The 13,688-nt window shown below is 36.0% G+C and carries 11 protein-coding genes; all 11 read right to left on the bottom strand.

What is annotated here, in order from left to right:
* Positions 1–237: 237 nt before the first annotated feature.
* The 11 genes from MKY34_RS21640 to MKY34_RS21690 all read right to left on the bottom strand — a co-directional run bounded on the left by MKY34_RS21640 (position 238) and on the right by MKY34_RS21690 (position 13,265).
* Positions 238–1,443, bottom strand: a complete 1,206-nt coding sequence (locus MKY34_RS21640) for a nucleotidyltransferase family protein (protein ID WP_342513170.1) — start codon at positions 1,441–1,443, stop codon at positions 238–240.
* 176 nt (positions 1,444–1,619) lie between these two features.
* Positions 1,620–2,759 carry an aminotransferase class I/II-fold pyridoxal phosphate-dependent enzyme gene (locus tag MKY34_RS21645; RefSeq protein WP_342513171.1) on the bottom strand — a complete coding sequence of 380 codons (1,140 nt, stop codon included), beginning with the start codon at positions 2,757–2,759 and terminating at the stop codon, positions 1,620–1,622.
* Between the two features lie 36 nt (positions 2,760–2,795).
* The gene (locus MKY34_RS21650) at positions 2,796–3,467 is read right to left on the bottom strand and encodes an acetyltransferase (RefSeq protein WP_342513172.1); all 672 of its coding nucleotides are present in this window, start codon (positions 3,465–3,467) and stop codon (positions 2,796–2,798) included.
* A complete protein-coding gene (locus MKY34_RS21655; RefSeq protein WP_342513173.1) occupies positions 3,460–4,080 on the bottom strand; it encodes a sugar transferase in 621 nt (206 codons plus the stop codon). The genes MKY34_RS21650 and MKY34_RS21655 overlap by 8 nt, the downstream gene beginning before the upstream one ends.
* Positions 4,081–4,170: 90 nt before the next feature.
* Positions 4,171–5,397: a hypothetical protein gene (locus MKY34_RS21660; protein WP_342513174.1), complete on the bottom strand. Its 1,227-nt coding sequence runs from the start codon at positions 5,395–5,397 to the stop codon at positions 4,171–4,173.
* Positions 5,398–5,780: 383 nt separating this feature from the next.
* On the bottom strand, positions 5,781–6,917 hold the full coding sequence (locus tag MKY34_RS21665; RefSeq protein ID WP_342513175.1) for a glycosyltransferase: 1,137 nt from the start codon (positions 6,915–6,917) through the stop codon (positions 5,781–5,783).
* Positions 6,877–8,004: a UDP-N-acetylglucosamine 2-epimerase (non-hydrolyzing) gene (wecB, locus tag MKY34_RS21670; RefSeq protein WP_342513176.1), complete on the bottom strand. Its 1,128-nt coding sequence runs from the start codon at positions 8,002–8,004 to the stop codon at positions 6,877–6,879. The genes MKY34_RS21665 and wecB overlap by 41 nt, the downstream gene beginning before the upstream one ends.
* A 5-nt stretch (positions 8,005–8,009) precedes the next feature.
* The gene (locus tag MKY34_RS21675) at positions 8,010–9,119 is read right to left on the bottom strand and encodes a capsular polysaccharide biosynthesis protein CapF (protein WP_342513177.1); all 1,110 of its coding nucleotides are present in this window, start codon (positions 9,117–9,119) and stop codon (positions 8,010–8,012) included.
* A gap of 21 nt (positions 9,120–9,140) precedes the next feature.
* A complete protein-coding gene (locus MKY34_RS21680; protein ID WP_342513178.1) occupies positions 9,141–10,190 on the bottom strand; it encodes a polysaccharide biosynthesis protein in 1,050 nt (349 codons plus the stop codon).
* Between the two features lie 11 nt (positions 10,191–10,201).
* The gene (locus tag MKY34_RS21685) at positions 10,202–11,407 is read right to left on the bottom strand and encodes a glycosyltransferase family 4 protein (RefSeq protein ID WP_342513179.1); all 1,206 of its coding nucleotides are present in this window, start codon (positions 11,405–11,407) and stop codon (positions 10,202–10,204) included.
* A 28-nt stretch (positions 11,408–11,435) separates the two neighbouring features.
* Positions 11,436–13,265 carry a nucleoside-diphosphate sugar epimerase/dehydratase gene (locus MKY34_RS21690; protein ID WP_342513180.1) on the bottom strand — a complete coding sequence of 610 codons (1,830 nt, stop codon included), beginning with the start codon at positions 13,263–13,265 and terminating at the stop codon, positions 11,436–11,438.
* Between the last annotated feature and the right edge of the window lie 423 nt (positions 13,266–13,688).

The raw sequence follows: 13,688 nt of genomic DNA on the forward strand, positions 1-13,688 counted from the left end.
GAAGATAAAAAGTACTTGTAACCTTCAAATATCAAAAGAAAGCAAAAAATTGAAGACACAAACCTTTACACTTTTAATGCTTTATTTCCACTAGAATAAAAGGGAGGTTCTTCGTACCATGATTCTTACTCCAATCATCACTAACGAACCAACTACAAAAACGAATTAAAGCCTTGCCTAGTTGTATCAAGGCTTATTTGCTGAATTTACTATGCAAAATTTTGATTTTCACTATTATCATTTTAAAAGTTTCCCTGTTTTTCTCCATACCCCTAGAAATGGACGTAACGGTATATACATAAATTGGAGTGATTTAGGCAACGTAAGTGTTTCAACATCACTAGTAGTTGGATAGAATAACCGCATAAGAAATATGATCTTTTGATTGCTAGGCATAATTGAAAAAGTATAGCGCGCAGGGGATTTATCTAGATATTCCCTTGATGGGGTGTTTTTTAATTGCGCCTGCCACGAAAGATGGATTAATGTTTTTTTCGCTAACTTTTTAGCACCGTTTCTTTCGGTTATGGATTGCACGGCACCATTGATAGGGGTGTCGAATAACATTGAAGTTAAAATAATGGCCTGACCTAAGTAATTAACCCCCCATACTAAGTGTCGATGATCGATTTTTTTTAGTATGCTAGAATTCCCTTCTGTGTTGATCTGATTGCTCATAATTTGATGAATATCTAACAGCCAACGTAGACGGAACCATCCATGCCGGGCACCATGGGCAACCAAAAATAAAAATAAATCTTCTTCCCCCAGAAAGTGTATAGGATAATTCCCAAAGTTTTTTATCCTTTTTCTTCCCCATAATTCCTCAAAATCCGGTTCGTTCAATGAGTAGGGATGTAGCTTCCAGTGAATTTCGATAATAGTTCCCTTTTTAGGATGAACATAATTTTCATCCTTCGCTAGCATCCGCCCAACTTTATTCCCTAACGGGGTGAGCACTTCCTCTTTTTCATATCCACATTTCAAAAGAATTTCTCTTGTTTTATCGAGATCATTTAGTGAAATTAGTATATCTAAATCCTTAGATGTTCGCAGTGAGACATCTCCGTAAAGATCTAAAGCAATAACAGGGCCCTTTAAAAAAAGGGAACGAATATTATTTTCCCTAAACAATTCACTTACGTAGCCCATTTCACCACTCAATTTAAGCATCTCATAAGCATTTTTTTTATATTCTTGTTCAAGTCTTTGCATAACAAGTGCAGGAATATATTCACATTCAAGGTCTTTCAATTTCAAGTAAATTAACGGGTGTAACCGATGATACATTGTTAATTGGAGAAATTGATCCCAATCAGTCTTTTTCAAATATTCATTATTCGTTACCCCGATGTTATTTCCATTAGTTGTCTTCAGCAATTCAATTAATAATGTTAATTCATTAGACATTTGTTTCATGTCAAAACCATAGCTGTCGTTCATCTTCCTTCCCCTCGCTTTTTCAATTGATCCATACTAGCACCAAATTTATCGTTTACAACAGTCTATATGGCCGATATAGACAAATCATCAGCCTGCTTTATTAATGATGAAAACTAAGTTAATAACAAGTAAAGAAATACCTTTACATTTAAGGTGTTTAGATAGTGCATAGAATATTAAGAAAGTTGGGTTTTCAAAGTGGTAATAACTTTTTCTTGCTGCTCGGCTGTCATATTTGATCCCGACGGCAGACAAATTCCTTCCTCAAACAACCGCTTACTCACTACATTATCCTCACTATGCGGATAGAATTTACATCCCTCAAATAAGGGTTGCATATGAAGTGGTTTCCAAACGGGTCTTGCTTCGATACACTCTCCCTCAAGGGCATCTATAAGTTCATAAGGGGTCACCTTAACAATATTAGGATCCAACGTCAAAGCCGTTAGCCAACGATTCGAATATGTCCCCTCAAGCTCAGGCATGAAGTGAAGACCTTCAATCTCACCTAACGCTTCAACATATCTGTCAAACACATTGCGTCTTGCTTTCACTCGCTCATCCAACACCTCAAGCTGTGCACGTCCGATGCCAGCAAGAATGTTACTCATACGGTAGTTATAGCCTATTTTACTATGTTGGTAATGTGGTGCCGCATCTCTTGCTTGGGTTGCCAAGAATCGCGACCGCGCTAGTGCATCGACATCGTCCGAAATGAGCATACCACCGCCAGAGGTTGTAATAATTTTGTTTCCGTTAAATGAATAAATGCCATAGTAACCGAATGATCCGCTTTTCTTCCCTTTATAAAGAGAACCAAGCGACTCTGCCGCGTCCTCGATAACAGGGACGCCGTACTCATCGCAAATCGTTATCAGTTCATCCATCTTTGCACTTTGGCCATATAAATTCACTACAATTACAGCCTTTGGTATTTTCCCTTCAGCTTTCGCTTCTCTCATAGCACATGCTAAAGCCTTCGGAGACATATTCCATGTTTCCTCTTCCGAATCAATGAAGATTGGCTCGGCTCCCAGATATAGAATTGGATTTGCACTTGCAACAAACGTCAAACTCGAACAAAAAACCTTGTCCCCTCGCCCAACCCCAAGCAGTTCCAATGCTAAATGGATTGCTGCCGTACCAGATGAAGTGGCCGCAGCCTCTTTAGTCCCCGCATAATTTGCTAGTTCATCTTCAAATGCATTCACATTCGGCCCGAGCGGTGCAATCCAATTCGTTTCAAATGCTTCATTTATGTATTTCTGTTCATTTCCGCTCATATGAGGAGAAGATAATAAAATTCGTTTATTCATTCTAAAAGTCTCCCTCTTAAAATTCACTTTTTTCTTTTAATCAATACTCTTTACCGGTTTACATGGGATTCCAACAGCTACACAATTCGCGGGAATATCCTTGTTTACAACCGCCCCGGCCCCAATTACAGAATTCTCGCCAACCCGAATACCCGGTAATACAGTGCTTCCTAAACCTAAGAAAACACCTTTTCCTATATCTCCCCCCAAATTTGTTCCTGGGCAGGCTTGTGAATAATCGCGTAAAGTAACGTTATGTCCTATAGTTGAGTTTTTATTTATAATGACATGATTTTCAATTACCGCATCTGGATCTATACTTACATGTGGTAAAATTATATTTCCATAGCCAAGGTTAGCATATTTTGAAATGCTTGCAGTTTTATGTATTACGTTTACATAATTGAAATTTCCGAAAGTATCTGCCACAATTCTTCTAATTTTATTATTTGCAATTCCAATTACAAAGTCTACCGATTCACCATCACAGTCAATACCTTCTAAGTCCACTGGTTTTCCTATAACCATAAAGTCAAGTATTTTTTGACCAGGCATTATATTATCATCTAAAAATGCAATATTATTTAAGTCGTAGTCATTATTATCTGCTAAAATACTGGCTGTCATTTTTCCCAAACTTCCCGCACCAATAATTATTATTTTATTATCTTTTCTGGACTCAATCCATTCTTGAGCAAAGTTACACATTCGGCGGTCTCCTATCTTTTATTTGCGGAACTCCCCTAAATCGTTCCATCGTGACTTCTTCGCTTTTATTTACACCGTCAGAAATTAAAACTTTCTTGACGGTAATAAATAAAATTTTCATATCTAGAAGAAAGGACTGATTATCGACATACCAAACATCATGTTCAAACTTCTCTTCCCAACTTATAGCGTTCCTACCATTTACTTGAGCCCATCCTGTAATGCCCGGACGAACATCGTGCCTTCTTGATTGTTCTTCGGAATACAGTTCTAAGTAATCCATTAGTAAAGGCCGTGGACCTACAAGACTAATATCCCCTTTTAAAACATTAAACAATTGTGGTAACTCATCCAAACTTAGTTTTCGTATAACTTTACTGAATTTAGTCAAACGAAGATGATTCGGCAATAAATTCCCATGCTCATCCTTCGCATTCGTCATTGATCTAAATTTGTAAATATTAAATGGCTTGCCTTTTAGGCCGGGACGTTGTTGAACAAAAATTATAGGGGATCCCAATTTCATTCTTATTAATAAGGCTATAATCACTAATAAGGGGAGTAAGAACAACAAACCAACTAGACTACATATAAAATCAAAAAATCTTTTCATGGCGCAACCCGCATTTCTTAACTGTATTTTGATAAAAGTATTAGAATGTCCGAATTTAACCAGTTTGGAGGTAAAAAATCCATAAAACAATTAATGTTCATCAATTTTCTCCATCCGTTTTCCTGCAACATTATTAATAAGATACAATACCAAGTAAAAAATAATATATCCAATTACACTTTGCCAAATTAATACTTCTAAAGAATCGTTTTTCATAAAAAAAAGGCTGCCAAAGGAATATATAATTATAGATACAACGAATATAATAAAAGTTCTTATATTGACTTTATTTATTACTTGCATTTTTAGCACTTCTATTTTAATAATCGAATTTATACTAAATCCGATTATTAATATTATACAAGGGAAGAGATATTCTATATAACTTTCAGGGACGAAGTAATTAAAGATTCTCGATCCAAAAGTCATTATAAATATTATTACTACTATGTTAATTATTAAGGTATATATATATAACTTCCTAAAGTATTTACTTAATTGCAATGGATTTTCACGTTTCGCATTGTATATCTTGGAGATAAAAGGAAGGTATATTATAGATGTAAACATCGATATTATTAGTGCAAAAACACTAAACCACCCCGTATAAACGCCTAACAGGGTTGTACTTAAGTATCTATTAGCCAGGGTGATATTAATAAAATTCAGGACTATATCAATAGACACTATAAATGAAACAAAAAAACCAAAACTAAATATTTTCTTAAATAAATTTAAATCGTAAAAAAAGAATGATATATTAAATGTTTTATTACTTTTTTCCAAAAATAAAATACTAACTAATAAACTTAAAATAATCCCAATAAAAATCATGTTAGAGGATGCAAAAAAAACTTTCATCAAAAGAAAAACAAAAACTAACTTAAAGAAAGAAAATAAAAGTTGACCAATAAAATACACTTTTGATAAACCAGTTACATTTAATATGATCATCTTGTTTTGATAAATTCCCATAAAGATAAGAGCTACCGTAATTAGTATCAGTAAATTTTTATTTTCAAATCCTAATAAAAAAAATACGAATGTGTGAGTTATTATAGAAACAACGACAGACAAAATAATCGTGAAGTACTGAACTTTATAAATAATTTCTTCGTCTTCTAAAATATTATTTTGCAAGTAGAATGTAGTTGATAAAATAATCAAGTTAATAAGAACAAAATATTGATTGTAAGTGTAATACTCCCCATACTCCTCCACACTCAAAAAATTTAAAACTATTGGAACAAACATTATTCCAAGACCTAGTGGTAAAACTTTAGAAAGTATATAATAGAACAAATCTTTTTTTAACAAAATTTTCACCTAGTTTTTTCAATTTACATTACAAAGTCACTTGGTAATCCATTTTAAGTTCTACAATATTTTTATTTCACGGTGTTTTACATGAATAAATTCACTTCGACTTGGGTATCGTGCAAAATGAAAGTACATAAAACTGCAAACTAACTTAGCGTTAAAACTTTACAAGGAGTAGCGGACATAATAAGCCTTCGTCAGCAAAGTCAACCTTTGAAATGGCTGGCTTCTAGCTTAGTGCTCATGCCCGTAGAGGATCAAAGTCGAGTTGCAACTTTGTTTAGTTGCAATTGAAATCTTCTGGATTGTGATTTTTCAAAATACAGCCCTTCTACTTTTAACATTGGGTCGGTTTATTTATAAAGTCATATACTGAAATTTCACTCTGCACATTTTATTAAAAAACTTATTAAACTCTTTACTTTTTCTCCATCGCCATTCATTCCTTTTTCGGTATTATTATGAAGTATTTTTGATGTTAATATATCGGTCATCAATTCCGATAACTTACGATAATCCTCATATTGAAAGTAGTATGAGTTTTGATAGGTTTCTAGTATCTCATGGGCAAAAGGAGTATCTGAAGCCAGTATTATTCCCCCATGATTTCTTGACTCTAAAAGGGGTAATCCAAAAGTTTCAATAAATGATGGAAAAATCAATACTGACCTTGTATACATTTCAAATACTTCCTTTTTAGACATTTTCCCGCAAAACTTAATGGGTAGTTTCTCTTTCTTCACTCTCTCATACAAACTGGAAATATACTCATTTTCATTTCCAGTTAAAGTGAATATTATTTCATGTTTTTTGACAGTCGTTTTCTTTAAAGAACTCGCGGCTTCAACGATAACTTTATGATTCTTATATTTCATTCCATTTGCAGGGTAGAAAAATGTTGATAATGATTCATTGGTTGGCTTAAAAGATTTATTTACTTCGACCTTCACTTTGGGTGGAATAACCTCAATTATTTCGTTCCTTATGCCAGCCTTATTAATACATGCCCGCTTCATCCATTCTGCTTGCACTATAGTATAGTCTGCTTTTTGAATTGATTTTATAATCTTTTTGCCTATAACATTCTGGTATATCCAAAGTTTTTTATTTTCCCGGAATGAAAACTTATGGTCAACAAACGGCAACGATTGATGTACATATAATACTTGCCCACAATTCACACTAGGAACAGTTATATTTTGAAGTGATAAAACATAATCTACCTTGTTTCGCTTAACAATTTTCGGTGCTACAAAGTTATCAAAGTATAACCTATGAATCCAACTTCTCTTAATCCATGGGAACCTTAATACCTTAATATTTTCTGTTTCTTTTAAATCTGGTTTACTAACTACAAAGGTCCACTTAATCGTTTTATCTTCATTGGCGAGCGCTTCCTCATACACTTCGTGCAACATCGAAAGGGCCCCACCACTTTCGGCAGGCACATCAAATATCATTATATGCATAGCTTGCTTACCCTTTCTTCCAGACAACCTTTTTAATGGTATCTGCATAACTTTGAATAACCTTAACGATTTTCACCGAAACATTCTTATCTTGATAATCATCAGCAAGATAAGTTTTCTCTTCGTTCTCCCACATGGCCCGGCTCAACTCCACAGATTGAGTGATTTCTTTTTCCGTAATCCCCCCAACTACAACAGTCCCTTTATCTAATACTTCTGGACGTTCAGTCGACGTTCTAATCAGGACCCCAGGGAACCCAAGCATTGCTGACTCCTCAGATAATGTTCCACTATCAGACAAGACAACAAATGAATGTAATTGAAGGTGATTATAGTCCAGAAAGCCGAAAGGTTTTAGCTGCCTGACCAACGGATGGAACTTAAACCCACGCTCTTCAATCTTCTTCCAACTACGTGGATGTGTAGAATAAATGACAGGTACCTGATACTTTTCTGCGATGTTATTAATCGCGTTCATAAGTGATAGAAAATTCTCTTCGTTATCTATATTTTCTTCACGATGCGCAGACACAAGAATGTAGTTCCCTTTTTCAAGTCCCAACTCCCTCAGAACCTTACTGTCATTAATTTTGTCCATGTGTTTAGACAGTACTTCTGCCATCGGGGAACCCGTAACAAAGATATGTTCTTTTCGGAAGCCTTCAGATAGTAGATATCTACGACTATGTTCTGTATAAGGTAGATTAATATCCGAAATATGATCGACTACTTTGCGGTTAATTTCTTCGGGAACGTTTTGGTCAAAACAGCGATTTCCCGCCTCCATATGGAAAATCGGAATTTTAAGTCGTTTGGCTGAAATTGCAGACATGCAGCTATTCGTATCACCTAAAACGAGTAATGCATCTGGCTTTTCTTTTTCCAATACTTCATAAGACTTAGCAATAATATTCCCTATCGTCTCACCGAGGTGTTCACCAACTGCATTTAAATAATGATCGGGCTGACGTAACTCAAGCTCCTCAAAAAAGACTTCATTTAATGTGTAATCCCAGTTTTGTCCGGTATGTACAAGTACTTGGTCAAAATATCGATCGCATGCTTTTATCGTTTCTGACAATCTAATGATCTCGGGTCTTGTTCCCACGATTGTCATTACTTTTAGCTTACTCATTTTGTCTATACCTCCAAAAATATTGTGTCCGGCTTTTCAGGATCAAAGCATTCATTGACCCACATGACCGTTACTAAGTCCGTTGCTCCGACGTTTACTATAGAGTGTGTGTAACCAGTAGGTATATCTACAGCTTCAAGTTTTTCACCATTCACTCGATATTCAATGATTTCGTCCGAATCTATTTTTCTAAATCTGATAAGTCCTTCCCCACTTACCACTAGAAATTTCTCATTTTTAGTGTGGTGCCAATGATTACCTTTCGTAATCCCTGGTTTGGATATATTCACTGATACTTGCCCACGTTCAGGCGTACGGATAAATTCAGTGAAAGAGCCTCTGTGATCCTTATTCATCTTTAAATCATAAGAGAATTGATCTTCAGGTAAAAAACTTAAATAAGTACTATAAAGCTTCTTCGTCAAAGCGTCCTCCATATCAAGAACACTTAGTGTACTTCTACTTTCTTTAAAACTTTTAATAAGTTCTGCCAGTTCCCCCAGCTTAATCGAATGGGTTGTTTGTACAAAACAATAATTATCGAATTTCGTAGGAGATCCTTTAAGTGCGTTAACAAACTCTTCCATTACATCGTCTATATAGCATAAGGTAAGTTCTGCATCTGGATTATTGACTTGTATATCTAGATCCCTAGCAATATTATGGCAATAAGTAGCAACAACTGTATTATAGTTAGGTTTACTCCACTTGCCGAATAAATTCGGTAATCTATATACATATACATCTGTTCCTGTTTCTTTTGCGTATTCGAACAATAAATTCTCCCCAACTTTCTTACTTACACCATAGGGATTATTGTTTTCGGCTTGTATAGAAGAGGTAATAAGAATTGGTGAATGGTTGTTATGCTTTCTTAGTAGCTCTAACAACAAGGAAGTAAATATAACATTTCCTTCCATGAACTCATTTTCATTTTCTGGTCTGTTTACTCCGGCTAAGTGAAATACAAAATCACATTCTTTTGTATACTTTTCCAAATCATCTCTTGTATGATCCCTAGTAAACAAAAGTACATCCTCATATCCCTGGTTTTTCAACTCCGCTACTAAATTTTGACCAAGGAATCCCGCTGCCCCCGTTACAAGAACTTTCACTTTTGATTTCACCCTTTCACCTTACTTTGCATATACAGCCGTTCTATTATTGTTCTCTCTCCAACCTTCCAGTTCGCTTTGTATATAAGGTAGTTCTAATAATTTTTCTTTAATTTCCTCTATCGAAAGCTGATAGGTATTATGCGAATTGTATTCCTCATTGGATGAAAACTTTTGATTACCTTCTTCGTAGTATTTTTCATAATTAAGATCACGATTATCTGTCGGGACTCTGTAAAAACCCAATAAATCGTCTGCAACGACGTGTTCTTCTCTTGTTAGTAATGTTTCATAAAGTTTTTCACCATGACGTGTTCCTATAAGCCTTACTTCATTATCAGCATAAAAAATCTCCTTCAATGCTTGTGCCAAATCTGCAATTGTAGAAGCTGGGGATTTTTGAACCATAATATCACCTGCTTTTGCATTGTTAAATGCAAAGACTACAAGTTCAACTGCCTCTTCAAGGCTCATTAGGAATCTAGTCATATCTGGATCTGTGATTGTGAGTGGCTTTCCAGCTTTAATTTGTTCCACGAAAAGTGGTATGACTGACCCTCTTGATGCCATAACATTTCCATATCTCGTTCCACAAATAAGTGTCTTCTCAGGTGAGACTGTTTTTGCTTTAGCAACAAATACTTTCTCCATCATCGCTTTTGAAATCCCCATCGCATTGATCGGATAGGCGGCCTTATCCGTCGAAAGGCAAATGACCTTTTTTACCCCATACTCAATGGAAGCATTCAATACATTTTCGGTACCGATTATATTTGTTTTTACGGCTTCCATTGGAAAGAACTCACATGAAGGAACCTGTTTAAGTGCTGCCGCATGAAAAACATAATCAACGCCATTCATTGCGTACTTCAAACTTGCAAGATCTCGAACATCACCGATATAAAACTTTAATTTGTCATTGTTATAGACTTTACGCATATCATCTTGCTTTTTTTCATCGCGAGAAAAGATACGAACTTCTTGAATATCTGTATGTAAAAAGCGCTCCATAACTGCATTTCCAAATGACCCTGTTCCGCCAGTTATTAATAGTGTTTTATCTTTAAACATAATATCTCATCCTATCTGTCAAAATGCTTCATGATAATTTCATAAGTTTTAGATACATGAAAATGTTCTTCCAGGTATTCCCGCCCGTTGTTACCCAGAATATGCAAAAGATTTCTTTCGTCTTTAATTGTTTCAACCGTCTTTTTAAACAATTCCAAATTACCCGCTGGAGAGAAATATCCGCATTTTGCATCTTTAATGATTTCTTTCAAATCCGTATTCATATCTGTAACAGCTAACACTGGCTTTGAACTATTCATATATGCCGTCAGTCTGGAGGGGATGTTCGGGATTGTAAATCTTTCATCCAAATAGATCATCCCAATATCCGCCGCTTTTACTAATTCATTATACTGTGCTTTCGGCATATACGTTTCCAAGCTAATATTAGTTGGGTTATTTAATGCTATATATTGTTGAATTTTATTGAAGTCCGTTCCGGAACCCACGATTAAAAAATAGACATCTTTCTGATTTTTATATTGATCTAGTGATTTTATAAGAAAGTCTATTCCTTGTGGTTTACCCAAATTCCCACCGTAGATGAACAATAATGCTTCATCTGGTATACGATAAAGCTTCCTTACCGTTCCTTCCCTCTCTTCATTTTTTATTTCCGTAGGAATTATTGTATTTGGATTCACTTCAATCTTATTAACATCAATTTCAGGATTATGCTCTATTAAATAATTTTTATTCCCTTCAGACATACATCCTATAAAATCACTTATTCGATAAAGCGCTTTTTCTTTTTTCTTAAAGTATTTATGAATAATACTGTTTTCTTTTATAATAGATATATCTACCGCATTTTGAGGGAATATATCTTTCAATAATAAATACGTTGTAGAATACTGTGTCTTCTTAAAATACTTAATAACTTTCTCAAAAGTTATAGGCGGCGTGGAATACAGTACAAGGTCAAACCTTTTGTTAGTTAACTGACTTTTTATCGCTTTAATGAATTGGTTTTCTAACCGAAGGGTACTAATCCCTTTTTCTATCATGTTAGTCTTTGTCACATTCCCCGTTCGAACCCTCAATACTGGTATTGATCGATGTGATACCAATTCCGTTGGTTTATTACTTCTTTTTTCCCTTTGACAAACTACCGTGACATCATGTCCGTTCTTTTTAAACTCTGACATCAAATCAGTATATAAATTCGTTTGCGTTTCACTTTCCGGATATGCCAATGTAACCAATAATATATTCATAGTAAGCTCGTCCCACCTCGTTCTTCTTTTATCCAATCAAAGCCTTCTCTGTAACCAAAGGTACCTTCCGATTAGCCAACCCAACCAAAATCCCCTTAACTTCTTCACCCGTCATCTCAGGCAACCGCTCCAAGACTTCATTCATCTCCAACTCACCAATCGGCTCTGCTTTTCCAATAAATATCTTTGGAAATACATGTTCACTCTGGCGCTCATTCTCATTCAATAACTCTTCAAACAACTTCTCGCCAGGACGAATTCCCGAGTATTCAATGCCAATCTCTTCTTCGCTGTACCCGGACAACTTAATCAAGTTTTTAGCTAGATCTTCAATCTTCACCGGTTCCCCCATATCGAGGACGAACACTTCTCCACCTGCCGCAAGCGTTCCCGCTTGAATCACAAGTCGCGAAGCTTCTGGTATCGTCATAAAGTAGCGTGTCATTTCTGGGTCTGTCACTGTAACCGGACCGCCCATTGCAATTTGTTTCTTAAATAACGGAACGACGCTCCCGCGTGAGCCTAAGACGTTCCCAAAACGCACTGCTGCGAATTTTGTCGCGCTTTCTTTCGCAAGATTCTGAACGACCATTTCAGCAAAACGCTTCGTCGCACCCATTACGTTCGGAGGGTTTACGGCTTTGTCAGTTGAAACCATAACGAAGTACGGGACACCGAATGTATCTGCTGCGTCTGCAACGTTTTTTGTTCCAAGGATATTATTCTTCACAGCTTCCATTGGATTGGCTTCCATTAACGGAACGTGTTTATGGGCTGCTGCGTGATAGATAACATCTGGTGTGTATTCGCTAACAATGTCAAATATTCTTGTTCGATCTTGAATGTCCGCGATAATCGGGATGGTTTCTATGTCTTCTGAAATTTCCCGACGTAATTCCATGTCAATATTGTAAATAGAACTTTCACCGTGTCCCAGAAGAATCAGACGCCTTGGTCTAAATTCGCTCACTTGACGACAAATTTCAGATCCAATGGAGCCCCCAGCTCCTGTTACGAGGATCGTTCTGTTTGTCAACTTATCCGCGATGGCTTGTAAATCGAGCTGAACTTCGTCGCGACCTAATAGATCTTCGATTTTCACATCTTGCATATCGTTGACAGACACTTTCCCCGTCATTAAGTCTTCGATGCGCGGGATTTTTTGTGTTTGTATGCCCGTATCGATACAGACTTTCATCAGCTTGGCCATTTGCGGTTTGCTCATGGAGGGGATGGCAATGACGATTTTTTCGATGTCATTGTCTTTGACGTAATCGGGAATTCGTTCCAGACCTCCGACCACATTCACACCGTAAATTTCGAGTCCATGTTTCGTTCGGTCATCGTCTACAAAGAGGACCGGTTTCATGCCCGATGCAGGATTCTGTAGAACTTGACGCACAATCATTGTCCCCGCTTGTCCAGCTCCAATGACCATCGTTCGTTTCATAGGCACTTCGTTACTCAAAGTAATCGCATCCCGTACAAGTCGCCACGATAATCTTGAGCCTCCTAGTAAAAGGATATGCAACATCCAAGTGAGACTAAGTGCCCGTACATAAATATCTTGTGTCATAGCGAATTGAACGGCAGCAACAATGACAATCGTAAACGTTACTGCTTTAAGAATCGAATTCAATTCGCCAACCGATGCATAGGTCCATACTTTTCGATACAATCCATAACGCCATGCGAAGAAATGATGTGCAATTTGGATTGTGATTGCACTAATTAACAGCATTTTGTTAGTAAAAATATCAATATACGGATGCAAAATGAAATAGCCCAAGAAGATTGAAGAAAAAACAATTATGGAGTCCAACAGAAATAGTAGGGACATTCTTTTTTTAACAGTCATTGTGGCTTCCTTCTTTCTATATGACCTAAAATAAACGGTTTTATGATTTCAAGCTTATCTGTATTCAACAGAAGCCCCCCACTTCTAGAATAAGTGGGGGTTGAATGCAATCTGGATTTCATTCGGCAAACGATAAAAAATTAACGGAATTCAGATATTTTAGCCGGTAGATATTGTTCATTTTTACACCTTTTAACTTTATGTGTTCATTTCTTACAAGTTAGTAGTATCATAGTATCAAACATTTCATATTTTTTCTAGTATGTTTATAAATTATACACCTTTTTAACTATGTAGATACACGTCGAAACAGGTAGATGGAAACAGTAAATTGTAAAATACACACCTCCACGCCCACTTTTCTTACATTTCCACAATTCGTACACATTAAAAAAGTGATTATACCTATTTCCGGTATAACCA

Origin of the sequence: Sporosarcina sp. FSL K6-1522 (assembly GCF_038622445.1) — a bacterium.
Lineage (GTDB): Bacteria > Bacillota > Bacilli > Bacillales_A > Planococcaceae > Sporosarcina.